The 24,785-nt window shown below is 72.9% G+C and carries 24 protein-coding genes; 8 read left to right on the forward strand and 16 right to left on the reverse strand.

Features of this window, described 5'->3' with window-relative positions:
- Window positions 1–11 precede the first annotated feature (11 nt).
- Window positions 12–494 carry a VOC family protein gene (locus ACIQOE_RS22950; RefSeq protein WP_351324241.1) on the forward strand — a complete coding sequence of 161 codons (483 nt, stop codon included), beginning with the start codon at window positions 12–14 and terminating at the stop codon, window positions 492–494.
- A 60-nt stretch (window positions 495–554) separates the two neighbouring features.
- Here ACIQOE_RS22950 and ACIQOE_RS22955 read toward each other — a convergent pair whose 3' ends face one another.
- The 4 genes from ACIQOE_RS22955 to ACIQOE_RS22970 all read right to left on the reverse strand — a co-directional run bounded on the left by ACIQOE_RS22955 (window position 555) and on the right by ACIQOE_RS22970 (window position 5,239).
- Entirely contained in the window at window positions 555–1,439 is an 885-nt protein-coding gene (locus tag ACIQOE_RS22955) for a geranyl diphosphate 2-C-methyltransferase (RefSeq protein ID WP_351324242.1), read from the reverse strand.
- 48 nt (window positions 1,440–1,487) lie between these two features.
- Window positions 1,488–2,540, reverse strand: coding sequence for a family 2 encapsulin nanocompartment cargo protein terpene cyclase (locus ACIQOE_RS22960; protein WP_401413328.1), 1,053 nt, complete (start codon window positions 2,538–2,540; stop codon window positions 1,488–1,490).
- 20 nt (window positions 2,541–2,560) lie between these two features.
- Window positions 2,561–4,003, reverse strand: coding sequence for a family 2B encapsulin nanocompartment shell protein (locus ACIQOE_RS22965; protein WP_351324245.1), 1,443 nt, complete (start codon window positions 4,001–4,003; stop codon window positions 2,561–2,563).
- A 228-nt stretch (window positions 4,004–4,231) separates the two neighbouring features.
- Complete coding sequence (locus tag ACIQOE_RS22970) at window positions 4,232–5,239, reverse strand: zinc-binding alcohol dehydrogenase family protein (protein ID WP_401413414.1); 1,008 nt, start codon at window positions 5,237–5,239, stop codon at window positions 4,232–4,234.
- 149 nt (window positions 5,240–5,388) lie between these two features.
- Between ACIQOE_RS22970 and ACIQOE_RS22975 the strand changes: the two genes are divergently transcribed.
- Window positions 5,389–6,183, forward strand: coding sequence for a VOC family protein (locus ACIQOE_RS22975; RefSeq protein ID WP_351324247.1), 795 nt, complete (start codon window positions 5,389–5,391; stop codon window positions 6,181–6,183).
- Between the two features lie 47 nt (window positions 6,184–6,230).
- A complete protein-coding gene (locus ACIQOE_RS22980) occupies window positions 6,231–6,935 on the forward strand; it encodes a ribonuclease H (protein WP_401413331.1) in 705 nt (234 codons plus the stop codon).
- On the opposite strand, the gene ACIQOE_RS22985 is transcribed toward ACIQOE_RS22980, so the two are convergent.
- A complete protein-coding gene (locus ACIQOE_RS22985; protein ID WP_401413333.1) occupies window positions 6,917–7,738 on the reverse strand; it encodes a tyrosinase family protein in 822 nt (273 codons plus the stop codon). The genes ACIQOE_RS22980 and ACIQOE_RS22985 overlap by 19 nt on opposite strands.
- A gap of 35 nt (window positions 7,739–7,773) precedes the next feature.
- A complete protein-coding gene (locus tag ACIQOE_RS22990; protein WP_401413335.1) occupies window positions 7,774–8,196 on the reverse strand; it encodes a tyrosinase cofactor in 423 nt (140 codons plus the stop codon).
- A gap of 341 nt (window positions 8,197–8,537) precedes the next feature.
- Between ACIQOE_RS22990 and ACIQOE_RS22995 the strand changes: the two genes are divergently transcribed.
- The 5 genes from ACIQOE_RS22995 to ACIQOE_RS23015 all read left to right on the forward strand — a co-directional run bounded on the left by ACIQOE_RS22995 (window position 8,538) and on the right by ACIQOE_RS23015 (window position 13,575).
- Window positions 8,538–9,731: an FAD-dependent monooxygenase gene (locus ACIQOE_RS22995; RefSeq protein WP_401413336.1), complete on the forward strand. Its 1,194-nt coding sequence runs from the start codon at window positions 8,538–8,540 to the stop codon at window positions 9,729–9,731.
- Window positions 9,732–9,827: 96 nt separating this feature from the next.
- A complete protein-coding gene (locus ACIQOE_RS23000) occupies window positions 9,828–11,321 on the forward strand; it encodes an MFS transporter (RefSeq protein WP_365575944.1) in 1,494 nt (497 codons plus the stop codon).
- Complete coding sequence (locus ACIQOE_RS23005; protein ID WP_351324258.1) at window positions 11,318–11,917, forward strand: TetR family transcriptional regulator; 600 nt, start codon at window positions 11,318–11,320, stop codon at window positions 11,915–11,917. Before ACIQOE_RS23000 ends, ACIQOE_RS23005 begins: the two co-directional genes overlap by 4 nt.
- A 103-nt stretch (window positions 11,918–12,020) precedes the next feature.
- The gene (locus ACIQOE_RS23010) at window positions 12,021–13,004 is read left to right on the forward strand and encodes an aldo/keto reductase (RefSeq protein WP_351324259.1); all 984 of its coding nucleotides are present in this window, start codon (window positions 12,021–12,023) and stop codon (window positions 13,002–13,004) included.
- Window positions 13,005–13,089: 85 nt separating this feature from the next.
- A complete protein-coding gene (locus tag ACIQOE_RS23015; protein ID WP_365560128.1) occupies window positions 13,090–13,575 on the forward strand; it encodes a DUF6328 family protein in 486 nt (161 codons plus the stop codon).
- Here ACIQOE_RS23015 and ACIQOE_RS23020 read toward each other — a convergent pair.
- The 10 genes from ACIQOE_RS23020 to ACIQOE_RS23065 form a co-directional block, all read right to left on the reverse strand.
- Window positions 13,560–14,228, reverse strand: a complete 669-nt coding sequence (locus tag ACIQOE_RS23020) for a DUF2238 domain-containing protein (RefSeq protein WP_351324263.1) — start codon at window positions 14,226–14,228, stop codon at window positions 13,560–13,562. The genes ACIQOE_RS23015 and ACIQOE_RS23020 overlap by 16 nt on opposite strands.
- Window positions 14,229–14,296: 68 nt before the next feature.
- The gene (locus ACIQOE_RS23025) at window positions 14,297–14,722 is read right to left on the reverse strand and encodes an SsgA family sporulation/cell division regulator (RefSeq protein ID WP_351324265.1); all 426 of its coding nucleotides are present in this window, start codon (window positions 14,720–14,722) and stop codon (window positions 14,297–14,299) included.
- Window positions 14,723–14,786: 64 nt separating this feature from the next.
- On the reverse strand, window positions 14,787–15,839 hold the full coding sequence (locus ACIQOE_RS23030) for a hypothetical protein (protein WP_401413340.1): 1,053 nt from the start codon (window positions 15,837–15,839) through the stop codon (window positions 14,787–14,789).
- 49 nt (window positions 15,840–15,888) lie between these two features.
- Window positions 15,889–17,511 (reverse strand): serine/threonine-protein kinase, encoded by a 1,623-nt coding sequence (locus ACIQOE_RS23035; protein ID WP_365560136.1) that lies wholly within the window; start codon window positions 17,509–17,511, stop codon window positions 15,889–15,891.
- Between the two features lie 199 nt (window positions 17,512–17,710).
- Entirely contained in the window at window positions 17,711–18,670 is a 960-nt protein-coding gene (locus ACIQOE_RS23040; protein ID WP_365560138.1) for a threonine/serine dehydratase, read from the reverse strand.
- A gap of 81 nt (window positions 18,671–18,751) precedes the next feature.
- Complete coding sequence (locus ACIQOE_RS23045) at window positions 18,752–19,753, reverse strand: polyprenyl synthetase family protein (protein ID WP_401413343.1); 1,002 nt, start codon at window positions 19,751–19,753, stop codon at window positions 18,752–18,754.
- Window positions 19,750–20,790 (reverse strand): tetratricopeptide repeat protein, encoded by a 1,041-nt coding sequence (locus tag ACIQOE_RS23050; RefSeq protein WP_401413345.1) that lies wholly within the window; start codon window positions 20,788–20,790, stop codon window positions 19,750–19,752. The genes ACIQOE_RS23045 and ACIQOE_RS23050 overlap by 4 nt, the downstream gene beginning before the upstream one ends.
- A 179-nt stretch (window positions 20,791–20,969) precedes the next feature.
- Window positions 20,970–21,647 carry an AIM24 family protein gene (locus ACIQOE_RS23055; protein ID WP_351324276.1) on the reverse strand — a complete coding sequence of 226 codons (678 nt, stop codon included), beginning with the start codon at window positions 21,645–21,647 and terminating at the stop codon, window positions 20,970–20,972.
- A 56-nt stretch (window positions 21,648–21,703) separates the two neighbouring features.
- Entirely contained in the window at window positions 21,704–23,047 is a 1,344-nt protein-coding gene (locus ACIQOE_RS23060) for a CAP domain-containing protein (protein WP_401413347.1), read from the reverse strand.
- Between the two features lie 230 nt (window positions 23,048–23,277).
- Window positions 23,278–24,513, reverse strand: coding sequence for a serine hydrolase domain-containing protein (locus ACIQOE_RS23065; protein ID WP_401413349.1), 1,236 nt, complete (start codon window positions 24,511–24,513; stop codon window positions 23,278–23,280).
- Between the last annotated feature and the right edge of the window lie 272 nt (window positions 24,514–24,785).

Consider the following 24,785-nt stretch of genomic DNA (forward strand, 5'->3'; position numbering starts at 1 on the left):
AGGAGGTGTCCATGACCACCGACGGATTCACCACGTGTCTCTGGTTCGACGGCCAGGCCGAGGAGGCCGCCCACTACTACGTGTCCGTCTTCAAGAACTCCGGCATCGGGCGGATCACCCACTACACCGAGGCGGGACCGGGCCCGGCCGGTTCGGTGGTCACCGTCGAGTTCACCGCCAACGGACAGAGGTTCGTCGCCGTCAACGGCGGACCGGAGTTCACGTTCAACGAGGCGGTCTCCTTCCAGGTCCGGTGCGAGGGCCAGGAGGAGGTCGACCACTACTGGGCCAGGCTCACCGAGGACGGCGGCGAGCCGGGCCCGTGCGGCTGGCTCAAGGACAGGTACGGCGTGTCCTGGCAGGTGGTCCCGGAGGGACTCGTCGAGCTGATCGGCGACGCCGACCACGAGCGGGCGGCCCGCACCGCGCGGGCCATGTACGCGATGGGCAAGCTGGACATCGCCGCGCTGAAGAAGGCGCACGCGGGCGGGTGACGGGCATGCCGGCGCGGGGCGGCGTCCTCGGACACCGCCCCGCGCGGGTGCTCTACCGGGTCAGACCCGGTCGGCCACGATCAGCAGGTACTGGAAGCTGCCGTTCTTGTACGCGGTGAGGAAGGGATCCTCGACGCCCGTCACCAGGTGGTCGGCCTGCTTGCGCAGCTCCCAGTACGGGATGGCCGCCTCGGTGAGGTCCTCCACATGGACCGGCACCAGCCGGTTGTTCGCCATCGCCCGGAAGTACTCCGACCTCGGGTGGATGTCGCAGATGTAGTGGGCGTTGATCAGGGACACCTCGCGGGAGGCCTGACCGTAGGTGTTGTTGTAGCAGCCGGTGATCGTGACGTAGCGGCCGCCGCGGCGCAGCAGCCGGGCGTGCTCGGCGAAGAGCAGCTCCAGCTCGACGTACATCGTGGACTCGTTGTTCCACGAGGCCGCGTAGGCGCCGGTCTCGAACCCGGTGTCCAGCATGTTCCGGTGGTGGTAGCGGACCTTGTCGGCGACCTCCCGCTTGCGGGCCATGCCGTTGGCGAAGTCGGCCTGCTTGGCGGAGATGGTCACGCCGTCGGAGTGGCAGCCGTAGCGCAGGTTCGCCACGATGCTGCCGCCGCCCCGGCCGCAGCCGGCGTCGAAGACCCGGTCGTCCGGGGTGAGCGGGCCGAGGTGACCGGCCAGCAGTTCGGCCTGCGCGTGCTCCAGCCGGTGCAGCTCGCCGGTGACACGCTCCTTGCGCAGTGCCGGGTCGGGCTCGTCGAGCACCGACCAGTCGGCCTCACCGATGCCGTAGTGGTGGTGGTAGAGGTCGTCGATCTTTCCGAGTTCGAGGTTGACCGGGTTCTCCTCGGCGTTCCAGTACTCCGCGACGCTGTTCTGGTACCTGGACTGGGTCGGCACCGGGGCTGACGTGGTGGTCTTCCGAGCGACAGGGGCGGTGGTCAACAGTTGCTCCTCGACGTGTTGCTGACGGTGGTTCGGATGTGCTCGCCGCTACCAGTAGTCGGGCAGGTGGTAGCGGTTGGTGTTGGTGGCGTGCCATTCGTGGTTGCCCGAGACCCAGGCCGCCAGGCCCTCCGCGTAGCGCGCGACCAGCGGCGAACCGGCGGACAGGGCGGCCGACTCCTCCTCGAAGGCGGCCATGATCCGGTTGTGGATGTCGACGGACCTCAGATAGGCCGCCTTCAGCCCCCGCCGGTCGTTGGCGGCCACCACCTGCGGCAGGTTGAGGTGGTCCGGGTCGCTCGCCAGCTCCTTGGTGAAGGAGTACAGGTCGTTGACGATCGTGGTCGCGTTGCACGCCAGCGCCGTGATCCGCTGGATCTCCGGGCGGGCGTACAGCGGCTCCGGCAGTTCGTAGCCGTCCACCGCGTCGACGATGGACAGACACGGCCGGAAGTTGTTGAACTGCCGCATCACCAGGTACTCCCAGACCCGCGGCATGTACCCGGTCTCCATCCAGGCGGCCTCGCCCAGGTACCCGAGGTGCAGCCGGGCGACGTCGTGCACGAACCGGTCGGTCTGGCTGGGAGTGGCGAACTCCGCGAAGTCGGCGAGGGCGAGGCGGTACGAGCGCAGCGGACCGTCGGCGCCGATGCCCTCGCGCCACTCCTCCTCCATCTCCGGGACGCCGTGGTAGGGGTCGAGCGCCGACTGGGCGATGATCAGCGGACCGCCGAGACCGCGCCGGGAGCCGCCGCGCCCCTCGTCCTCCTCGCAGTAGCAGGAGTCGACGATGTTCTCGGCCAGCAGCAGCTTGCCGGCGACGGTGAGCCGGTCCAGGTCGAGACCGCCCGGGTGCTGGAGTGCGACGGCCCGGCCGAACTGGAAGCCCGAGAAGTCCCCCTTCCAGGCCTCGGGAAACAGGTCGAACTCGCGGGCCCAGGCCTCCAGACGACGGTCGAGCTCGGCGGCCTTCGCGGGATCGGCGGGCACGGCCGGCCGGTAGTGCAGTCCGGGGACGGCTCCGGTGCGCCTGGCCGGACGCATGCTCCGGGCCAGGCTCGGCGGTCCGGGCAGGACGTAGGAGGTGGTGGGTGTGGTCATGGTGACTGTGCTCCAGGCCCTCAGTCGGCGGTGCGGCCGAGCTGGACGTTCTCCAGGATCCCGGCCGCGTCGGGGACCAGGATGGCCAGCGAGTAGTAGGCGGTGACCAGGTAGTTGACGATGGCCTGCTCGTTGACGCCCATGAAGCGGACGTTCAGGCCGGGCTGGAACTCCTCCGGGATGCCGGTCTGGTAGAGGCCGACGACCCCTTGGTCGGCCTCGCCGGTGCGCAGCGCGATGATGCTGGTGGTGTGGTCGTCACTGATCGGGATCTTGCTGCACGGATAGATGGGGACCCCGCGCCAGGCCGGGATCTCGTGGCCGTCGACGCTCGCGCTGGGAGGCACCAGCCCGCGCCGGTTGCACTGCCGGAAGAACGCCGCGATCGCCTTGGGATGGGCGAGGATCACCTTGGTCTTGCGGCGCATGGAGATCAGCTCGTCCATGTCGTCCGGGGTCGGCGGGCCGGTGAAGGAGCTGATCCGCTGCCCGTAGTCGATGTTGTGCAGCAGGCCGAAGTCGCGGTTGTTGACCAGCTCCCACTCCTGGCGCTCACGGATCTCCTCGACCGTCAGGCGCAGCTGCTGCTGGGTCTGGTCCATCGGGTCGTTGTAGAGGTCGGCGACCCGGGAGTGCACCCGCAGCACGGTCTGGGTGAGCGACAGCTCGTACTCGCGCGGCGCCAGGTCGTAGTCCACGAAGCCGCCCTGCAGGGTCGGCTCGCCCCGGTGGCCGGCCTGTACCGGCACCTCGGCCTCGCCCTTGCGGTTCATCGGCAGCCGCTGCCGGTCCACGTAGGCCCGCAGGTGCGCGCCCAGCGACGGCACCCGGTCCATGACCTCCTCGACGACCGTCCACGGCAGCGCCAGCACCACGCCGGCGGTCTCCGCCCGGACCGAGGTGAGCCAGAGCGGGTCGGTCTGGCCGACCGCCTCGTCGCCCATCTGGTCGCCGTCGGTGACGACTCCGACGACCTCCTCCTCGCCGTACTTGCCGGCCGCGAACCGGATGAACCGGCCGTGCACCACCAGGTAGGTCTCGGTGACCGGCTGCCCGGCCTCGAACAGCACCTGTCCGGCGCGCACTTCGCGGGCCTGGAACCGCTCGGCGATCTGGGTGAGCGCGTCCAGGTCGTCGTAGCCGCGCAGGACCGGCAGTTCGGTGAGCGTCCCCGGGATGACCCGGATGTCGTCCCCGCCGTTCTGCTCGAAGCTCACCCGGCCGCGCCCGGTGCGCAGTTGGAGACGGCGGTTGACCCGGTAGGCGCCGCCCTTGACGTCCACCCACGGCAGTGTCCTGAGCAGCCATCGCGAGGTGATGGCCTGCATCTGCGGTTCGGACTTGGTGGTCGTGGTGAGCTGCCGCGCGGCGCGGGTGCTCAGACTGGTGAGCTCGGCCGCGGCGGCCGGATCCGGCTCGGGTTCGTCGACGGCGGAGCCGATGACGCTGTCCGGTGTGGACACATTCCCTCCAGCAGAGAGGCGAACAGAGGTGACCCGGAGGGTCGGTGGTGTGCGAGGTGGCGCTGCGCAGGGACCAGCCAAACAGCCGTGGTGATCTAGGGGTACGGCGTGAAAGGGGCGGGTGCGCGCCTTAGTTGCGCAAACCCGGTGTCCGGGGCGGAAAAGGTCGCGTTCCTTGATCGCGCGCCGGTGATCCGCTCCGGTGCCCGGGTCCGGGGTGGATTGGACTCAGGAAAGATCGTTGACCAGCACCGCGGCACCGTCGAAGCGTCCGGCCTTCAGGTCCCGCACGGCTCGCGGAGCCTCGGACAGCGGGTAGACGTGCGTGGTCGCGCGCACCTGGTGGCGCTCCGCGAGCGCCAGGAACTCCCGGCCGTCGGCACGGGTGTTGGAGGTGACACTGCGCAGCTCCCGCTCGTAGAACAGCTCCCGCTCGTAGTTCAGCGGCGGTACGTCGCTGAGGTGGATGCCCGCCACCGCCAGCACGCCGCCCCGGTCCAGCGCGCGCAGCGCGACCGGCACCAGATCGCCGACCGGGGCGAACAGGACGGCGCTGTCCAGCGGTTCGGGCGGCGCCTCGGTGACGTCCCGGGCCGAGGCCGCGCCCAGCTCCAGGGCCAGCCGCCGGGCCTCGGCACCCCTCGTCAGCACGTGCACGGTCGCGCCCTCCGCGAGCGCCACCTGCGCGCAGAGGTGCGCGCTGCCGCCGAAGCCGTACAGGCCGATGCGGGCACCGGGCGGCGGCGCGGACCTGCGCAGCGCGCGGTAGCCGATGATCCCGGCGCACAGCAGCGGTGCCAGGGCCACGTCGTCGACGGCTCCGGGCAGCCGGTAGGCGAAGTCCGCCGGGACCGTCGTGTACTCCGCGTAGCCGCCGTCCGCGTCCCAGCCGGTGTACTCGGAGCGGGGGCAGAGGTTCTCGGCGCCGCGCCGGCAGTAGGCGCACGTCCCGTCGGTGCGCCGCAGCCACGCCACCCCGACCCGGTCGCCCGCCGAGAAGTCCGCCACCCCGGCGCCCATGCCCGTGACCACGCCGACCACCTCGTGCCCCGGCGTCACCCCGGTCCTGTGCACCGGCAGGTCGCCCTCGGTGACGTGCAGATCGGTCCGGCACACCCCGCAGGCGGCCACCCTGACCAGCAGCTCGCCGGCTCCGGCCACCGGCACCGGGCGCTCGGTGAGGCGGAGCGGATCCTCCTCCACCGGTCCGGGCCGCGTCACCGTCCACGCCCGCATCACGTCCGCCATGTCGCGTCCCGTCCGCCGAAGCCGCCCGGTCGTCCTTCCCAGTGTCCGCCGGAGTCCGGTGTTCGGCGCGCGGGCGGTCGGGCGGATGGCTAGCGTGAGGAAACGGGAGAATCCGTGCGATCGGAAGGGCCGCGGCCATGGCGGTACAACCTGAAGGAACCCCCTGCTGGGCCGACGCGATGTTCAGCGACCTGGAGGGCGCCAAGGACTTCTACGGCGAGGTCCTCGGCTGGACGTTCGGCGAGTCCTCGTCGGAGTACGGCAACTACACCCAGGCCTACGCGGACGGCAGGGCCGTGGCCGCCGTCGTCCCGCCCATGCCCGGTCAGGAGGGCCAGTCGCAGTGGTGTCTGTACTTCGCCTCGCCGGACGCGGCGGCCCTCGCCGAGCGGATCCGGGACGGCGGCGGCGAGGTGCTGATGGAGCCGATGCGGGTCGGTGACTTCGGCACGATGTGCCTGGCGCGTGAGCCCAGCGGCGCGGTGTTCGGCATCTGGCAGGGCGGCGTCCACGAGGGCTTCGAGGCCACGGCGGTGCCCGGCGCCTACTGCTGGGCCGAGGTCTTCACCCGCGAGCCGGAGAAGGCCGACGCCTTCTTCACCGCGCTCTTCTCCTACACGGCCCGGCAGGTCGAGGACGACCACGTCGACTTCCGGATGTTCGACGTGGGCGGGAACACGGTCCTCGGCCGGATGGCGATGACCGACGACTTCCCGCCCGAGGTGCCCTCGTACATCAACGTCTACTTCACCGTCGCCGACTGCGACCAGGCGGTCGCCAAGGCCGTCGGGCAGGGCGCGGTGCTGCGCTTCGGCCCGATGAGCAGCCCCTTCGGCAGGTTCGCGGCGCTCACCGACCCGCAGGGCGCCCACTTCTCCGTGATCGACGTCACCACCACCGAGGGCGAGCAGCCCTCGGTCAAGGACGTCTGACCGGCGCGGACCCCGGACCGCGGCCGGGCGTCCGGCCCGGCCGTGGCATGATCGGGGCCATGCGTGAACGAGTGGTGGCCGCGTGCGACGGGGCTTCTAAGGGAAACCCGGGACCGGCCGGCTGGGCCTGGGTGGTGTCCGACGACGCGGCGACTCCGGCTCGCTGGGAGGCCGGCCCGCTCGGCAAGGCCACCAACAACGTGGCTGAACTGACCGCGCTGGAGCGGCTGCTGGCGGCCGTCGACCCGGACGTGCCGCTGGAAGTGCGGATGGACTCGCAGTACGCGATGAAGGCGGTCACCATCTGGCTGCCCGGCTGGAAGCGCAACGGCTGGAAGACCTCGGCGGGCAAGCCGGTCGCCAACCAGGACCTGGTCGTACGCATCGACGAACTCCTCGACGGGCGTTCGGTCGACTTCCGGTACGTCCCCGCCCACCAGGTGGACGGCGACCCGCTGAACGACTTCGCCGACCGCGCGGCCAGTCAGGCGGCGACGGTCCAGGAGGCCGCGGGCAGCGACCTGGGGTCCCCGGTGCCGCCGCCGTCGCCGGTCTCCGCCGCCCCCGCCGGGGCGCCGCGCCGCAAGGCGGCGCCCCGCAAGAGCGCCGCCGGCGGTGGCGCGTCGCGCACCATCAAGGCCAAGTTCCCCGGCCGCTGCCCCTGCGGCCGCTCCTACGCGGCGGGCGAGCCGATCGCGAAGAACGGACAGAGCTGGGGCCACCCGGAGTGCCGTCAGGCGTCGAACGTGTAGAACCGCGTGTGGTCGAGCAGGTCGGCCGGCCGCACGTCGTTCCACGGCTTCATCGTCTCGTTCAGGTCGACGACGTCCGGTGTGCCGCCGCCCGGCAGGTAGGCCGCCTGCGGATGCCGGCGCTGCCACTCGGCCCACAGCTTGTCGATGAAGGCGTGGTGCAGCCAGAACACCGGGTCGTTGGGGGAGACCCCGGTGGCCATCTGACCGCCGACCCACACGTGGACCCGGTTGTGCAGGTTGACCCCGCGCCAGCCCTCCAGATGGTTCCGGAAGCCGTCCGAGGCGCTGTTCCAGGGCGCCATGTCGTACGTCGCCATGGCGAGCACCGAATCGACCTCGGCCCGGGTGGGCAGGTCGCGCACCCCGGTCCCGAGCGACCTGCGCAGGAACGTGCGGCCGTCCACCCGGACGTCGAGCGGCCAGTTGCCGGCCGCCGCGGCGAACGGCCCGTCCATGACCCGCCCGTCGGAGGCGCGCCCGGTGCCGCCGAGGAAGTCCGGTGCCCACAGCGCGGCACGGACGGTGCGGTCGGTGCTCCAGTCCCAGTAGGGGAGCGCCACCGTGGAGTCCACCGACTGGAGCGCCCGCTCGAAGTCGAGCAGGAATCTGCGGTGCCAGGGCAGGAACGACGGCGAACGGTGGCCGGTGCGCTCAGCGTCGTCGGTGTCGGACATGATGAAGGCGTTGTGCGTGCGCACGAAGTCGTCGTAACGCCCGCTGCGCTTCAGCGCGATGACGGCGGCGACGAACCGCCGCTTCTCGTCGGTGGACAGGGCGGCCTGGTTCTTGCGTACGGTCATGATCTTCGGAGCTCCGGAATCGGGTGCGGGGGCGGTCAGTTGGAGGGGAACGGCAGCAGCGGGGCGCCCTGCAGTTCGTCCACCGCGGCGCGGGCGGCGGCCCGCGGGGTGCGCACCGGCTGGTAGTGGCTGACCACGCTGATCCAGCTGCCGTCCGCGTTGCGCATGACGTGCAGCTCCACGCCGTCCACGAAGACCGCGTATCCGGTGCCGTGGCCGTGGTGGTGACCGCCCATGCCCGCCATGCCTCCGTGGCCTCCCGTCCCGCCCATGTCGTCCGTGCTCGACGGACGGCCCTGTATCCGGCGGCCCTTGTAGACCTCGTCGAAGGGTTCGAGCGCTCCCTCCCGCGGGTGAGCGGCGGCCGAGGCGCCGGCGGCCGTGAGGGTGGTGGCGCCGGCCGCGGCGGCGAGGGCGGCCGCGGCGGTGAGTGCGCGGCGGCGGGTCAGTGCGGGCATACGGATGCTCCTGTGCTGGGTGCGGGTGATGACTCCGTATGCCTATCCGCCGGTTTCCCGGCGGGAGAAATCGCCCGGATCGGGTTGGCTGCGATCGGGACAATTGACTACATGTCATACAAGATTGAATCAAGATGATCTTGCTGTGGTCACGGGCCGGCCGGTACCGGAACGGGGAATTCCTTGCCGGAGCGGGGGTGTTTCCGGCGATCTTTCGCGCGGCCCCGCCGTCCGGGTGGCGTGGCTCACGCCGTCAATCTGGCGCGATTCGAAAACCCGGCCGAGCCCGTTCGCGCTGCTACCCTGCGAGGCCAATCGACCACTTTCGGTGACATCCAGGGGTGCGTGTGAAGGTCGTCTGCGTCGGAGGCGGGCCCGCGGGTCTGTACCTAGCGATCCTGCTCAAGCGGCAGGATCCGTCCCACGACATCACCGTCCACGAACGCAACCCGGAGGGCTCGACCTACGGTTGGGGCGTCACCTACTGGCGGGCCCTGATGGACCGGCTGCACACCTACGACCCGGAGACGGCGCGCGCCGTCGAGGAAGGCTCGGTGCGCTGGCACCAGGGGGTCGCCCATGTCCGCGACCAGGTCACCCGGCAGCCCGGCGACCCGGGCCACGGCATCGGCCGCCACCGCCTCCTCGCCATCCTCGCCGACCGCGCCCGGTCGCTCGGCGTCCGGCTGGAGTTCGAGAGCGAGATCACGCCCGACGACCTCCCCGAGGCCGACCTGGTGGTCGCCGCCGACGGCATCCACAGCGCCCTGCGCACCCGGCACGCCGCCGACCTCGGAGCAGAGGTCAGCGAGGGCCGCAACCACTACGTCTGGCTCGGCACCACCAAGGTCTTCGACTCCTTCACGTTCGCCTTCGCCGAGACCGAGCACGGCTGGGTCTGGTGCTACGGCTACCCGTACGACGACGGGCACAGCACCTGCGTCATCGAGTGCGCCCCCGCGACCCTCACCGGCCTCGGCCTCGACACCCTGCCCGAGGCCGGTCAACTGGCCCTGCTGGAGAAGCTGTTCGCCGACATCCTGGACGGCAGCCCGCTGATCGGCGGATCCTCGGCCACCGCCTGGCCCACCTTCCGCACCCTCACCAACCGCACCTGGCACCACGGCAACCTCGTCCTGCTCGGCGACGCCGCCCACACCACCCACTACTCCATCGGCGCCGGCACCACCCTCGCCCTGGAGGACGCGATGTGCCTCGCCGACGCCCTGCGCGAGCACGGCGCCGTACCGCGGGCCCTCGCCGCCTACGAGCGGCAGCGGCGGGCCGAACTGGTCTCCGCCCAGAGCGCGGCCCGTCTCAGCGCCCAGTGGTACGAGAACCTGCCCCGCTACATCGACCTGCCCGCGCACCGCATGTTCGCCCTGCTCGGCCAGCGCCACTCGCCCCTGCTGCCGTACGTGCCGCCGCAGCTCTACTACGGCATCGACAAGGCGGCCGGGCGGCTGGAGGTGTTGCGCCGGCTCAAGAGGTGGCTCGGGCCGCGCGCGGCGCGCGCCCTGCACACCCGGCCGTAGGCGCCCTTTGTGTCGGCACGAGTTGGTGAAAGGTCATTCACTCGATAGGGTGAATTGGTATTCACCTTCATATCTGTGCCGCACGCAGGAGCGCCGATGGACCACCCCGCCCCGACAGCCGGCCCCTCGGGCTCGCCCGCCGCACCGCCCGCGCTGCGGCAGCGGCTGACCATCCCGGTCCTGGCCTTCGGCGGGATCCTGATGGCCGTCATGCAGACGGTCGTCGTCCCCCTCCTCCCGGACCTGCCCCGGCTCACCCACTCCTCGGCCGGAGCCGTCTCCTGGATGGTCACCGCGACCCTGCTCGCCGGGGCCGTGCTGACCCCGGTGCTCGGCCGGGCCGGTGACATGTACGGCAAGCGCCGGGTGCTCACCGGGGCCCTCGCGCTGATGACCGTGGGCTCCGTGATGTGCGCCCTGTCGTCCGACATCACGGTGCTCATCGTCGCCCGCGCCCTGCAGGGCGCCGCCGCCTCCGTCGTACCGCTGTCGATCAGCATCCTGCGCGACGAACTGCCGCCCGAGCGGCGCGGATCGGCGGTGGCGCTGATGAGCTCCACCGTCGGCATCGGCGCCGCGCTGGGCCTGCCGCTGGCCGCGCTGGTGGTGCAGTACTACGACTGGCACACCATGTTCTGGCTGACCAGCCTCCTCGGAGCGGTGGGCGTGGCGGGCGTGTGGTGGGCGGTCCGCGAGTCACCGGTGCGCGCGCCCGGCCGGTTCGACGTCCTCGGCGCGCTCGGGCTGGCCGTCGGGCTGACCTGCCTGCTGCTCGGCGTCTCCCAGGGCGGCCAGTGGGGCTGGGGCAGCCCGCGGGTGCTCGGCCTGTTCGCCGCCGCCGTCCTCGTCCTGGCCCTGTGGTGGTGGCAGCAGCTGCGCACCGAGCAGCCGCTGGTCGACCTGCACCTGGTGACCCGGCCCCGGGTCGGCCTGTCCCACGTCGCCGCCCTGCTCACCGGCTTCGCCTTCTACGCCAACTCCCTGGTCACCGCCCAGCTCGTGCAGGCACCGAAGGCCACCGGCTACGGCCTGGGCCTGTCCATCGTCGCCACCGGCCTGTGCCTGCTCCCGGGCGGTGTGACCATGCTGCTGTTCTCGCCGCTCTCCGCCCGCATCTCCGCCACCCGCGGCCCGCGCATCACCCTCGCCCTCGGCGCCGGGGTCATCGCCTGCGGATACGTGGTGCGCATCGCCGACAGCCGGGACCTGTGGCTGATCATCCTGGGCGCCACCGTCGTCGCCACCGGCACCACCCTGGCCTACTCGGCGCTGCCCACGCTGATCCTGCGGGCCGTGCCGGCGAGCCAGACCGCCTCCGCCAACGGCGTGAACGTCCTCATGCGCACCATCGGCCAGGCCGCCTCCAGCGCCGCCGTGGCCGCCATCCTCACCCACCACACCAGCCTCGTCGGCGGCGCCCAGGTGCCCACGCTCCACGGCTACCTGCTGTCCTTCACGATGGCCGGTGTCATCGCGCTCGTCGCCGCCGCGGCCGCCCTGTCCATACCCGGCGACAAGGCCACGGACGACGTCCCGCGGGCCCGCGGCGGCACCCGGGGCGCCCGCGACGACGCGCTGGAGGGAGCATGAGTGCCGTGAACACCCGACCCGACGCCGAGCCCGGCGCCGCCCACGCGCCCGCCCGCCGGGACGCGGAGGCCACCAGGGCGGCGATCCTGAAGGCCGCCCGCCACCTCCTCGCCCGGCACGCGCACGCCGACATCACCCTCAAGGACGTCGCCGAACGCGCCGGGGTCAGCGCACCGCTGATCCTGAAGTACTTCGGCAACAAGGACGGCCTGTTCGCCCGCGTGATGTCCTTCGACACCGACGCCGCCGCCCTGCTGGACGCACCCCTGGACGACCTCGGCCGGCACATGGTCCGGCACGTCCTGGAGGGGCAGCGCGACCGGGGTGCCGACCCGCTGCTGCGGATCGTCTTCGCCCCGCTGCACGGCGACCACGGGGACGTGCTGCGCGCCAATTTCCGCGCCCAGGTCGTCGACCGCGTGGCCGCCCGGCTCGCCGGCCCCGACGCCCCGCTGCGCGCCGAACTCGCCGTCGCCCAGCTCATCGGCCTGGGCGTGATGTACGGCATCGCCCGCGGCCCGCGGCTGCGGGACTCCGCCGTGGACGACCTCGCCGACCGCTACGGTCCCTGCGTCCAGGCCCAGTTGACACCCTGACCCGGATCCCGGCCGCCACGCGGCGGCGGGGCCGGGCACCGCCCGGCCCCGGCCCGGGGACACCCCTGACACCGTTGTCGGCGGCGGGTGACAGACTGACGCCATGGACGAACGTGTAATCGGCAGGTCGCAGCAGTGGGCGTCGGTCGTCGGGCTCGGCACATGGCAGCTGGGCGCCGACTGGGGCGAGGTGGACGACAAGGAGGCCCTGGCCGTGCTGGAGGCCGCGGCCGAGTCGGGGGTGACCTTCTTCGACACCGCCGACGTCTACGGCGACGGGCGCAGCGAGCAGACCGTCGCCGCCTTCCTGAGCGGCAGGCCCGACCTGCACGTGATGGTGGCCACCAAGATGGGCCGCCGGGTTGACCAGATCCCGGAGAACTACGTCCTGGACAACTTCCGCGCGTGGAACGACCGGTCCCGCCGCAACCTCGGCGTGGACCGCCTGGACCTGGTGCAGCTGCACTGCCCGCCCACCCCGGTCTACTCCTCCGGCGAGGTGTTCGACGCCCTCGACACCCTCGTCGAGGAGGAGCGCATCGCCGCCTACGGCGTCAGCGTCGAGACCTGCGCGGAGGCGCTTACCGCCATCGCCCGTCCGGGCGTGGCCAGCGTCCAGATCATCCTCAACCCGTTCCGGATGAAGCCGCTGCGCGAGGTGCTCCCGGCCGCCCAGGAGGCCGGCGTCGGCATCATCGCGCGGGTGCCGCTCGCCTCCGGCCTGCTGTCCGGCAAGTACACCAAGGACACCGTCTTCGCGGCCGACGACCACCGCACCTACAACCGGCACGGCGAGGCCTTCGACCAGGGCGAGACCTTCTCCGGCGTGGACTGGGCGACGGGTGTCGAGGCCGCCGCCGAGTTCGCCGCGCTCGCCCCCGAGGGATACACCCCGGCCCAGCTCGCCCTGCGCTGGATCATCGAGCAGCCGGGTGTCACCACCGTGATCCCGGGCGCCCGCAACGCCGAGCAGGCCCGCGGCAACGCGGCCGCCGCCAGGCTCCCGGAGCTGCCCGCGGAGACGGTCGCCGCCATCCGCGACCTGTACGACCGCCGCATCAAGGAGCAGGTAGAGAACCGCTGGTAGCGCCCGCGGGGACGGGAGCGCCGCCAGGGGGCGGGCTCCCGTCCGGGGCCGTTTGAACGACGAGCCCGGGGGTTACACGCTCTCCATGACCGACCAGGCGCGGCGGCAGGGGCGCGACGAGAGCGACGAGGAGCGCGCCGACCGGATGTGGGGCGACCTCATCCAGGAGGTGCGCGTCGCCCAGACCGGGGTGCAGATCCTCTTCGGCTTCCTGCTCACCGTGGTCTTCCAGCAGAAGTACGCGGACCTGTCCGACACGGACCACACGATCTACGTCGTCACCGTCGTGCTGGGCGCCGCGGCCACCGGCGCCCTCATCGGCCCGGTCTCCCTGCACCGGCTGGTCTCCGGCCGCAAGGTGAAGCCGCAGGCGGTCCGGCTGGCCTCCGGGCTGACCCAGATCGGCCTGTTCCTGCTGCTGGCCACGATGGCCTCCGCGCTGGTGCTGATCCTCCGCGTCGCCACCGGCGGCAGCCCGGTGACCTGGGTCGTCGCGGGGGTCGTCGTCTGGTACCTGGTGTGCTGGTACGGCCTGCCGCTGTGGTCCCGGCGCCGTCACACCGCCCCGTGAGCCGCCTCCAGCGCACGCAGCTGCCGGTCGTGCAGCCGGCTGAGCAGCAGCACCGACACCGTCGCCCCGATCAGCGCGCAGAACATGTCCCACTGGGTGTCCCAGACATCGCCCTGGGTGGCCAGGAAGGCGTCCGCGCCGTGGCCGCCGATCTCGGCGGCCAGCCACTCCAGCAGCTCGAAGCAGGCGCTGAAGGCGAGGCACGCGCACACCGTCAGCGGGGCGAGCCAGCGGCTGCCGCGCAGCGGTGAGGTACGGCTGAGCAGTTCACGGACCAGGACCGCCGGGACGAAACCCTGCATGAGGTGGCCGAAGCGGTCGTACGGGTTGCGGTCCAGGCCGAAGGTGTCCCGCACCCAGTCGCCCGCCGGCACCTCGGCGTAGGTGTAGTGGCCGCCGACGGCCAGCACCAGGGCGTGCGCGGTGAGCAGCCCGGCGAGCAGCCCCGTCAGCGGGAAGCGCCGCCAGGTCAGCACCACCAGCGGCAGGCCCACCAGCACCCACACGGTCTCCAGGAGCCACGTCGTGCGGTCCCGGGCGCCCCACGCCGACACGGCCGTGCCGGCCACCACCGCACCGGCGAGCAGAGCGGGCGGGACCCGGCGTGGCACACGGTGCGGGACGGGGCGCGGTGCGGGGTGTGCTGCGGTCATGGCGGTCTCCTCGTCGTGGGAGCCCCATCGTGGCCGCGGTGCCCGCGGGCGGGCATGAGTACGCCTACTCAGCCGGTGGCGAGGATCTCCGCGAGTACGTCGTCCATCCGGACCTCCTCGCGCCCCGGCGGCACGGCCATGTAGGTGTCGCTCAGGAACGAGGCCAGCGCGGGTGCCCAGGCGAACACCACCGCGTGGTGGCGTTCGCCGCCGGGCAGCGGATCGCCGAGGAAATCCATCCGCACTTCCCTCCAGCGTCCCTGCCGCACCGGACGCAGCCGCACATCCCCGACCCCGACCGGTCCTCTCAGGGACTCGTTCAGCATCTCGCGGTCCAGCCGCCACCGGGCGAGCACCCGGCCGTCCAGGGTGAACATCGCGGTGACGGCGAACGGGTCCTCGGGGTCGTAGGACAGGTGGGCGAGGACGGGACAGCGGGCCGTCCCGTCGGCGCGGAGCTGCACCACCAGGGTCCTGTGCACGATGGGGTTCACGCGAGAGGCCTCCGAGAACGATCGGGCTTGGTGCCCTCTAGTACCCCTCTCGCACGGAAAACGCTCAATCCACGGCGGAATCCGCCGCGGATTCGCCGTTGCCGCCGCGCAGCGCGGCCAGGCAGGAACCGATGGCCTGCTGGAGTTCCTCCAGGCGCTGCACCATGTCGTCCTCGTAGAAGTCCTGGGCGTCGTCGAAGGTCAGCTCCTCGAACGCCTTGGTCGCCTTCTGGAGGCTGCTGTAGAACCGGGTGCGCTTCTCCTGGACGCGGAGTTCCGGGTCCGCCTCGACCGTCTCGACCACCAGGTTCTTCATGGTGTCGTAGGCCTCGGTCGCCCACTCGCCGGTGTCCTCGTCCTCGTCCAGCTCGTCGAGGAGCGACAGATGGCGCTCGGCCTCCTGGCGCAGGGGGACGGGGGCGTCGACGGTCTGCCCGGCGGGGGTCCTGATCTGGCCCGACTCGGCGATCTGGCGGACGTACCCGATGCGGTCGGCCGAACGGCTCTCGGTGGCGACCGCCTTCTTGAGGTCGGCGGTGCGGACCACGTCACGGGCGAGCACCGTCTGCAGGTCCGGGTCCTCCTTGATGCGGTCCAGGAGGGCCGAGCGGGCGGCGCGGGCGGTGGAGGGGTCGGCGAGGATCGCGGCCCGCAACGCGGTCGGGTTCTCGGCGACTTCGAGGGCCTTGGTGGGCCGGATGCCCTCGGCCTCGGCGGCCTGGCTGATGGCGGTGCCGCGCTCGGACGTCGCGCCGTTGCGGGAGACGTAGTAGTCCAGCCAGAGGTCGGAGTCCGGGAGTTCCACCTCCTGGCCCGGGGCGAGCGCCTCGAAGTGCGGGACCACACCGTCGTCGGCGGCCCTGTCCCACGCCTTGTAGTAGCGCATCACCCGCTCCGGGGAGCAGCCGGCCAGCTCGGCGAACTCCTTCGCCGAGACCTTCGGCGTCCCGTCCGCGCCCTGTCCTCCCGGCCGCACGCTGCGGGCCACCATCAGCCCGAACGTCCAGCCGCCGGTGCGCACGTACGCCCCGAACTCCCGGGCGTCCCGCGCCACCAGGTCGGACAGGGGGGCCGGGGACGCACTGGACGTCTCGGTCGGGTCGATCGCCAGGGTCACGGAGGACGCTCCTTCGGGCTGCCGGACGGCGTGGATACCGACGGGCAGCCTATATCGGCGCAAACGTGGCGAGGAACGTCTTCCTCGCCAGGGCGTTCGCGGCGTCGTCCCAGGCGGCCGCGAGGGCCGTGACCCGCAGCGAGAAGCTGCGGCCGCCGCCGAGCAGGAAGCCGCGGCCGAAGGTCCGCACGCGCCCGGCGCCCGCGCCGGTCAGCCACTCCATGTCGGCCGCGGGGTGTCCCTGGTAGGAGGTGGCCCTGATCGAGCCGATCCGCCGGTAGCCCTCCTGCCGCTCCAGTCCCGGCTCCACGTCGTCCCGCCAGATCGCGACCGGGTCCGGGCCCGCCTTCGTGCTGTAGGTGACCGCCAGCGTCCGCGGGTCGTCGCCGCCCGGTCCGAAGGTGACCCGGTAGGCGTCGTCGTCCCGGGCGGTGCCGATGCGCTTCCAGTCGTCCGGGAGCGCCACGGAGAACCCCTCCGGGGCGGTGTAGCGGCGGAATCCGGCGGGGAGGACGCCGCCCGGGGCCGGCGAAGCCGGGGGCGGGGCGGTTCTCGACGGCGGGACGGACCGCGTGGCGGAGGGCGGGGAGGCCGAGGAGGGCGGCGCGGTGGGCGCGTTGCGGTCCGTGCGGTCGCCCGGGTCCGGCGCCGCCGAGGTGGCCCGCGCGGCCGGCCCGGCCGAGGAGCCGACGCCCGGGAGTCCCTGGGTGGCGGCCAGCACCGCGACCGACACGGTCACCACGGCCAGCGCGGTCCCGCCGATCATCGTGGTCCTGCTCCACCCGGAGGCCCGCACCGCCCCGAACGCACCGCGCGGCCGGGGCGCGGGGACGGGCGGGCCGAACGCGTCGGCTTCGTCGTCCAGCACCCGGGTCAGCGCCTGCCGGAGCACGGAACGGCTCAGCCGTTCACGGGAGTTCTTGCGCAGCAGCCCCTGGACGACCTGCGTCAGCGGCCCGGCCCGCAGCGGCGTCCGCAGCGGCAGCCGGTCCACGCCCTTCAGCGTGGCGTCCGCCCGGCCGCGGTCCCGGAACGGCGGCCGTCCCTCCAGCATCGTGTACAGGATCGCGCCGAGCGCCCACAGATCGGCCGCCGGTCCGATCCGCTCGTCCCTGGCCTGCTCCGGCGAGGCGTACGAGGGCGCGGTGACCCGGGGCGCGAGCGTCGCGCCGGCCAGGCCGAACCCGGTGAGCACGACCGGTCCTCGGTCGCGGACGAAGATCTGGCCGGGGCTGAGTTCGCCGTGCGTGTAGCCCTCGCCGTGCGCGCCGTCCAGCACGTCGAGCACCTCCAGGGTGATCCGGGCGGCCCGGGTGAAGTCCAGCGGACTCTGCCGGAGCAGCAGTTCACCGAGCGGCGTGCCGTCGACCGGCTCGGTGACCGTCCAGAGCGCGCCCGCCTCCTCGAAGGCGTCGATCACCATGGCGACCCGGCCGGGCCGCAGCGCGCCCATGACCTCGGAGGTGCGCAGCACGCGGGAGGTGGTCCGGCGCACCACGTCGTCGGTGAGGGCGCCGGGAAGCACGGTCTGGGTCACCAGACGCGGACGTCCGGCCCGCACGTCCTGCGCGTACCAGCTGACGCGGTTCGGCTCGCGGCCCGCGACCTCGAGGAGCCGGTACCTGCCGGCGACCGACTGCTGTGCGGAGACATGCGCCTTGACCATCGTCATCCCTCGCTGGAACCCCTGCCTCGTCTTGACCAGAGGTACGCGGGACCCGCCCGGGTGTGTTCAATGAATCTGCAACTCGAAGCCCCTTCTTGCCTTTTATTCAAACGGCGCCTCCTGCGGCCGACTTGGGGAAGACAACCGATCGCCGGGCTTCGACCTGCGGGTAACCGACGGTAGAGGCCCGGCTGCGGTCCGGCGTTCAGCGCAGCCCGAAGCGCTCGCTCCACTCGGCGATCTCGCGATGGGTCACATTGCCCCCGCACACCACCAGGCCGAGCCGGGCCCCGTCGCCGACCCGCTCGACGACCTTCCTGGCGGCGGGCAGCAGACAGCCGGCGGCGGGCTCGGCCCACACCTTGGCGTGCTCGGCGAGTTCCAGGCTGCCGCGCACGGCCTCCCCGTCCGGGACCACCAGGACGTCCTCCACCAGCGCCGCCACATGGTCGTAGGTCAGTCGGGACGCGGACGGCGCGCTGAGCGTCGTGACGATCGACGACACCGCGACCGGCAGCGGGCCGCCCGCGGCGAGCGCCGCGGACAGCGTCTCTGAACCCTCCGTCTCCACCCCCCACACCCGGACGTGCGGACGCCGGGCGCGCAGCGCCGCCGCGACCCCGGCGATCAGCCCGCCGCCGCCGATGCTCACGAGCACGTCGGTGAGTTCGTCCGCGTCCTCGGCGAACTCCAGGCCCACCGTGCCCTGGGCGGCGATCACCACCGGGTCGTCGAAGGGGTGGACCAGGGTCAGGCCCTCGTCCCGCAGCCGCGTCACCAGCTCGAACGCCGAGCCCATCCCGTCGGTCAGCCGTACTGACGCCCCCGCCGCCTCCACCAGCGCGATCGACCGCGCGGGCGCCGTGCGCGGCATCACCACGGTGGCCTTCACGTCGAGCGCCGCGGCCATCACCGCGAGGGCGATGCCGTGGTTGCCGCCGCTGACCGCCACCACACCCGCGGCCCGTTCCGCCTCGGTGAGCGAGAGCAGTTTCGCGGTGGCACCGCGCGCCTTGAACGAACCCGTCCGCTGCAGGAGTTCGAGCTTGACGGTGACCGGGGCGCCGAGCAGTTCCGTCAGCCCCGGACTCGGGACGGTGGGCGTGCGTACGACGTGCCCGGCGATGCGCTGTGCCGCGGCTTCGATGTCCGAGATGCCGATCAAGGCGGTTCACCCTTCCGGCGCGGGGGTGGAGACCGCGCCCCCCGCACCCTGACCCGAGGACCCGGCGCAGGTCAACACGGTTCAGAGGTCGCGGCGGACCAGGAAGTCCAGCAGCACGCGCAGCTCGGCCGGGACCGTCGGCACCCCGGCGAACAGCGCCTCGGCGCGGGCGGTGTGCCGGCGGGCCTCGGCGAGCGCGGCGGCCCGCCCGCCGGCCTCGTCGATCAGCGCGGCCGCCTCGGCGGCCCGGCCCGGTTCGTCGAGCAGCCGGGCGAGCCGGGGCGCCGCGGGCGAACCTAGCGCGGCGAGCACCGGGTACGTCTTCTTGCGCTCCCGCAGATCGCCGTGCACGGGCTTGCCGGTGACGGCCGGGTCGCCCCAGATCCCGAGTACGTCGTCGACCAGCTGGAAGGCCACACCGAGATGGCGTCCGGCCAGGTCCAGCGTGCCCACCGTGGCCTCCGGCGCACCGCCGAGCGCGGCGCCCAGCGCGACGGCGCATCCCAGCAGCGCGCCCGTCTTCCGCTCGGCCGTCGTCCGGTACTCCCGCGCGGACACGCCGGTCCAGGGCCGCGCCGCGAACAGCAGGTCGTCGGCCTGGCCGTGCACCAGCTCGGCGAGCGCGGCGGACAGCAGCCGCACGGCGCCGGGGCCGCCGGGCGCGGCGGCCAGGGTCTCGACCGCGAGCGCGAAGAGGGCGTCGCCGGCCAGCACGGCAGGACCGGTGCCGTACGCCTGCCAGACGGCCGGCCGGCGGCGCCGGGTGGCGTCGCCGTCCATGATGTCGTCGTGCATCAGGGAGAAGGCGTGCACCAGTTCCACCGCGACCGCCGCCGGTACCCCGTTTTCGGCGGGCGCGCCCGCCGTCTCGGCGCCGAGCACCGCCAGCGCCTGCCGGACGCCCTTGCCGCCCGGACCGGCGGCGGGGGCGCCGCCGACCTCGCACCAGCCGAACGCGTACCCGGCCATCTCGCCGACCCAGGGATGCAGCCGTGCCACCGCCGCGGCCAGCGCGGGCCGCACCAGCTCCCGGCACCGCACGAGGACGTGCGGGGGAGCGGTGACGGGTGCGGGCGCGGTCATCGGACGGCCTCCGCCACGACGCCGAACTCGGCCTGGGCGCGGGCCACCATCTCCCGGGCGTGCCGCAGCCCGGCCCGCTCCAGCAGGCCCGCGAGGTCGGCGAGTTCGGCCGCCGTCTCGGTGCGGTCCCGGCCCAGCCGGGCCAGCGACTTGGCCAGCCCGAGCCGCGCCAGCGCCTCGCCGCGCGGCTCGCTCATCGCGCGGAACTCCGTGAGCGCCAGCTCGTACAGCTCCCGCGCCTCGGCGTAACGCCCGGCGCGGTAGAGGACGTTGCCGCGCATCTTGTGGTTGTAGGCCAGCGCGCCGGACAGGTCCATCGCCCGGCAGGACAGCTCCGCCTCGGAGAGCAGCGCGAGCGCCCGTTCGCTGTCGCCGTCCCGTACCGACACGATGTCCGCGAGGCCGCGCAGCGCCCAGGCGTGCCCGCGCCGGTCCTCCGCCCCGGCCGCTATCGCCGCCGCCTCCTCGAAGAGCGCGTACGCCCGGTCGTAGGCCCCGGTGTTGCGGTGCATCTGCGCGATGCCCTCCAGCGCCCACACGGTGTGCCGTGCCTCGCCGCGCCGCCGTGCCTCGGCGAGCAGTTGCTCGTGCAGCCGCCCCACGGCCGCGTAGTCGCCCTGGATACGGCCGGTCTCGGCGAGCCCGGCCAGCGAGTAGCCGCGCACGACGACGTCCCCGCCCCGCTCGCCGAGGTCGGCGGCCAGCCCCAGCAGCCGCCTGGCCAGCGGGAACGCGCCGCGCTGCCGGGCCAGGGTGCCGCCGCTCCACAGCGCCCACGCCATGGCCGCCGTGTCCCGGGCCCCGCGGGCGGCACGGTAACTCGCCTTCCAGGCCCGGTCGGCGTCCGTCACCTGGCCGAGGCGCCGGTGCGCCTCCGCGACGGCCAGCCCGCAGCGGGCCACCTCGTCGAGCCGGCCGGACCGCTCGGCCTCCCGCAGCCGCTCGATGCCCTCGGCCAGCACGTCGACCAGGGACGAGTTCACGGACAGGGAGGTCAACGCGCCCTGGTACTCCGGGGCGAATGCCTTGCCGTACATGGGTGCCTCTCTACGCGAGGCGACTATGCACTCTATGTATACACATCATGTATACATAGAGTACATAGTGCGCCCGATTTATGCCCTGGCCGCGAGGGCCAGGGCTTCGCTGATGTGAATCAAGACGTCGGCACGGCCGCCGGGGTTGCCTGCGTGGCGCGGATCACCACGCGAGGACGTCAGTGCTGCTGGGCCTTCTGCGGAGTCACCTCGCTCGGCCGCACCACCACGTACCCCTCGCCCTGGAGCATCAGCTGGACCGCTTCGCCCGAACCGCCGCGCAGCATCGAGCCGATGGACTGCGAGCGGTGCAGCGAGGTCTGCAGCCGGGCCGTCCAGCCCACCACCGCGTCCGTGTCGACGTACACCGGAGCCTGCGGCGAGACCGGGATGACCAGCGGGTTGCCGTCACAGACCAGCCCGAGCCTGCCGTGACCGGTGAACACGCTGTTGAACAGGCCGCCGCCGGCGATGCCGGAGCCCTTCACGGTCTTTATCTCGTACGACAGCGACGCGTCGAAGCACAGTACGTTGCGGCCGTTGACCGTGAACTGGTCGCCGGACTCGACCTCGACGATGAAGCAGTTCTGCGCCTCGTGCGCGAACCACGCCTCGCCCTGGCCCTGTACGGACATCAGGGGCAGCCCCTCGCCGGTGACCGCGCGCTTGAGCATGCCGCCCACGCCCTGGCCCTTGCGCTCGAACCTCAACGTGCCGCGGTGCGCGATCATGGCGCCCTGGCGGGCGTACATCTCGCCGTTCACGGCATACCGGACGCACTTCGCGTTCTCGATCGTCATGCCCGGCTCGACGGCCGGCTCCACCACGTGCTGACTGGAAAAGAGATCACCCTTCATGCCGGGCATGGTGGCCCGGACGGACCCGTTCCGCCAAGATCACGGAACGTGTCGGTTCAGGCACCGAACAACTGGGTCCAGTACGTGCCGGCCCGGCCGCCGCCCGCGAAGCCGGTGCCTATGTGGGTGAAGTCCGGTTTGAGGATGTTGGCCCGGTGGCCCGGACTGTTCATCCAGCCGTCCACCACCTCGGCCGCCGAGCGCTGCCCGCACGCGATGTTCTCGCCGATGGTGCGCCGCCGCGAGCCCGCGGCCGCCGCCCGGTCCCAGGGCTGGGTCCCCTCGGGCGAGGTGTGCGCGTAGAAGTCGCGGACCGCCATGTCGGTGCTGTAGTCCTGCGCGGCCGTGGCCAGGTGGGGATCGACCGCGAGCGGCCGCAGCCCGGCGCGGGTGCGTTCGCGGTTGGTGAGGTCCACGACCTCGGTGCGGGTACGGGCCAGTTCGGTCGGGGTGAGGGGTCTGGCCCACACCGCGGTCCAGTAGGTGTCCCCGTCCCGCGGGCCCCGGACGTGGGCGAGGCCCGCGTGCGTGAAGGCCGGGTCGAGCAGGGTGCGGCGGGCGCTGTCCGTGCGCAGGCAGTAGTCGACGAACTCGGCCGGGGTCCGCGGGCCGGAGACGAGGTGCTCGCCGACGGTGACGTAGGCGAATCCGGTGCGGTCGATCCGCTGGTGCAGCGAGACGCCGTCGGGACCCTCGCCGGCCAGGCGACCCGCGTCGGCCATCGCGACGGCGTGGGCGCGGGCGGCGGAGGCGAGCCGGTGGTCCGCGGCCACCGGCGGCCGCCCGGCGCGGCCGCGGGCGGAGTTGACCAGCTCCAGCAGGCCGTCCGGAGCGGCGGGTGCGGCCACCGGCGGCCGGGGAGGGACGCCGGCGGTGCGCTGGGCGGGGATCGCGGGCCGCGGGGCCGGGGCGGGCCGCTGCTCCTCGACGACGTCCACGCCGAAGTCCCGGGCCAGGCCCGCCAGTCCGTCGGCGTAGCCCTGTCCGACCGCGCGCAGCTTCCAGCCCGTGCCCCGGCGGTAGATCTCGGCGAGCAGCAGCAGGGTCTCCGTCTGCGGGCGCGGCGGGGCGAAGCGGGCCACGGTCCGGCCGAGCCGGTCGGTGACGTGCAGCGTGGCCGCGGGCAGCCGGCCGAGCGGGGTGCCCGGCTCGGCGCCGGTGACCGTCAGGGTCACGCGCTGGGCGCCGGACCGCAGCCGGGCCGTCTCGACGGTCAGCGTGTCGCCGCGCAGCCGGACGCCGGGCGCGTCCGGCTGGTTGTAGAAGACGAAGTCGGCGTCGGTGCCGACCCTGCCGCTCTCGCCGGTGATCAGCGCGGAGACGTCGAAGGGACCGGGCACCCGGAGCGTCAGCGCGCCGTCCGGAAGGGGGAGATTGCCCCCGGGGACCAGCTCGCTCATCGCGCCGCCTCCGCGGGATCAGGGGCCGGACGGGGCGCCCGGCGGGGAAGTCGCCGGTAGAACGTCCGGCCCGCGCGCGGGGTTCCCACGGCACGACGGGAGGGGCGACCCCGCGCGCCCCGCCGAGCGAGGCGCCGTGCCGTCCCCCCGCTGACCGTCGAGACGGGCCGGTTGCGGTCCGGCGCCCGTGGCGGACGGCCCCGCCGCTGCCGCGGCGGCGGGACGCGCGGCTACTGCTCGCGCGGCGCGGCCGGCGCGATGTCCTCCCGCTCGACCGAGGTCCCGGTGCGCGCGGCCGCCGGCGCCGTCCGCTTGCCGCAGAACGCCGGTTCCAGGGTCTCCGCCAGCGTGTTGAGCACGGCCGAGTTGTTGGAGGCGTTGGCCAGCGCGGTCAGGCTGCGCCTGCCGTCTGCGGTGGTGAACGCGTACGTGTAGTAGCCCTGTACGGCGCCCGTGTGGCCGTACACCGAGATGCCGCAGGACAGCTCGCGGCGGCGCAGTCCCAGGCCGTAGGAGGTGGTGGCGTTGACCCGGGTGAAGCGCTCCATCTCCGCGAGGCCGGACGCCGACGTCAGCCGGCCCCGGAGCAGCGCCGAGTAGAAGGTGTCCAGGTCCCGGGCGGTGGAGATGATCGCGCCCGCGCTCTGTGCCCAGGACACCGTCTGGTCCGTCGCGTCGACCGGCCGGGCACCCGCCTCGTCCGCGGTGAGGTAGCCGTGGGCGTGCTGCCCGGGGATCTTCGTGTCGGGGTGGAGGTAGAAGGTGTCGCGCAGGCCCAGCGGCTTGAAGATCCGGTCCTCGTACTCGGCCCGCACGCCGTGCCCGGTGATCTTCTCGATCAGCATCCCGGCGACCACGAAGTTGGTGTTCGAGTACGAGTAGGCGGCGCCCGGCGCGTTGGTGCGCGGCTTCTGGAGGGACAGGTCCACCAACTGGCGGTAGGTGAAGACCTTGTTCCGCACCGATTCGAAGCCGGACACGCTGTTGGCGAACATGTCGTCGGTGTAGTCGTACAGGCCGCTGCGGTGGCCGAGTACGTGCCGCACGGTGATGCGGTCGTCGGGCAGCAGCCCCGGCAGGTAGCGGTTGACCGGCGCGTCCAGGGCGAGCCTGCCCTCGTCCGCCAGTTGCAGCAGGACCACCGCCGAGAACGTCTTGGTGACGCTGCCGACCCGGAACCGGTCGCCGGTGGTGATGGCCCGCCCGGTGCTCCGGTCGGCGACGCCGTGCGTCGTCCGGTAGACCCTCGTGCCGTCGTCGATCCGCGCCAGCGCGCCGGGCGCGCCCTTGGCCACCACCGAGTCCAGCACCGCGGCCATGCCCGCGGTGTCGGGCGCCGGCAGGGCCGCGGCGGCCGTCCGGGTCTCCGCTCCCGCCTCCGTGGGCGCCGCCTGGGCCGGTACCGCGAGCAGCGACAGCGCCACCGCCGCGAGCACCGCGCTGCTGCTCACCTTCGCCGAGACCATCCGGACCCCGCTCCTCTCTGTCCGTCTTCGATGCGAGATGGGTCACACACGGTTCGGGGAACCCGCTCGCATCCCGTCACATCTCCCCGGTCGACGCACAGTTGGTCACCCCGTGATCACCGTGCGGCGCCGGTTCGCAAAGTATTGCCACGAAAAGCAAGAAAAGCGATGAAGTGCGCTTTACATGGACATGACTGGTCCGGAAGGGTTGCGGCCGGGGCCCGACCAGCCCCTTTGGCGCCTCCACGGCGCCGTACCGCAAGGCGGCCGGT

The sequence above is a fragment of the Streptomyces sp. NPDC091282 genome (assembly GCF_044757385.1).
GTDB lineage: Bacteria > Actinomycetota > Actinomycetes > Streptomycetales > Streptomycetaceae > Streptomyces > Streptomyces gramineus.

Excerpts from the sequence above, each read along its gene's own strand:
- ACIQOE_RS22980 (WP_401413331.1), top strand. The coding sequence starts at position 6,231 with ATGATCGGGGCCATGCGTGAACGAGTGGTGGCCGCGTGCGACGGGGCT.
- ACIQOE_RS23065 (WP_401413349.1), bottom strand. The coding sequence starts at position 24,513 with ATGGTCTCGGCGAAGGTGAGCAGCAGCGCGGTGCTCGCGGCGGTGGCG.
- ACIQOE_RS23060 (WP_401413347.1), bottom strand. The coding sequence starts at position 23,047 with ATGAGCGAGCTGGTCCCCGGGGGCAATCTCCCCCTTCCGGACGGCGCG.
- ACIQOE_RS22975 (WP_351324247.1), top strand. The coding sequence starts at position 5,389 with ATGGCGGTACAACCTGAAGGAACCCCCTGCTGGGCCGACGCGATGTTC.
- ACIQOE_RS23055 (WP_351324276.1), bottom strand. The coding sequence starts at position 21,647 with ATGAAGGGTGATCTCTTTTCCAGTCAGCACGTGGTGGAGCCGGCCGTC.
- ACIQOE_RS22960 (WP_401413328.1), bottom strand. The coding sequence starts at position 2,540 with ATGACCACACCCACCACCTCCTACGTCCTGCCCGGACCGCCGAGCCTG.
- ACIQOE_RS22990 (WP_401413335.1), bottom strand. The coding sequence starts at position 8,196 with ATGCCCGCACTGACCCGCCGCCGCGCACTCACCGCCGCGGCCGCCCTC.
- ACIQOE_RS23035 (WP_365560136.1), bottom strand. The coding sequence starts at position 17,511 with ATGACGATGGTCAAGGCGCATGTCTCCGCACAGCAGTCGGTCGCCGGC.
- ACIQOE_RS23020 (WP_351324263.1), bottom strand. The coding sequence starts at position 14,228 with ATGACCGCAGCACACCCCGCACCGCGCCCCGTCCCGCACCGTGTGCCA.
- ACIQOE_RS23005 (WP_351324258.1), top strand. The coding sequence starts at position 11,318 with ATGAGTGCCGTGAACACCCGACCCGACGCCGAGCCCGGCGCCGCCCAC.
- ACIQOE_RS23000 (WP_365575944.1), top strand. The coding sequence starts at position 9,828 with ATGGACCACCCCGCCCCGACAGCCGGCCCCTCGGGCTCGCCCGCCGCA.
- ACIQOE_RS23015 (WP_365560128.1), top strand. The coding sequence starts at position 13,090 with ATGACCGACCAGGCGCGGCGGCAGGGGCGCGACGAGAGCGACGAGGAG.
- ACIQOE_RS23045 (WP_401413343.1), bottom strand. The coding sequence starts at position 19,753 with ATGACCGCGCCCGCACCCGTCACCGCTCCCCCGCACGTCCTCGTGCGG.
- ACIQOE_RS22950 (WP_351324241.1), top strand. The coding sequence starts at position 12 with ATGACCACCGACGGATTCACCACGTGTCTCTGGTTCGACGGCCAGGCC.
- ACIQOE_RS23010 (WP_351324259.1), top strand. The coding sequence starts at position 12,021 with ATGGACGAACGTGTAATCGGCAGGTCGCAGCAGTGGGCGTCGGTCGTC.
- ACIQOE_RS22970 (WP_401413414.1), bottom strand. The coding sequence starts at position 5,239 with ATGCGGGCGTGGACGGTGACGCGGCCCGGACCGGTGGAGGAGGATCCG.
- ACIQOE_RS22985 (WP_401413333.1), bottom strand. The coding sequence starts at position 7,738 with ATGACCGTACGCAAGAACCAGGCCGCCCTGTCCACCGACGAGAAGCGG.
- ACIQOE_RS23050 (WP_401413345.1), bottom strand. The coding sequence starts at position 20,790 with ATGTACGGCAAGGCATTCGCCCCGGAGTACCAGGGCGCGTTGACCTCC.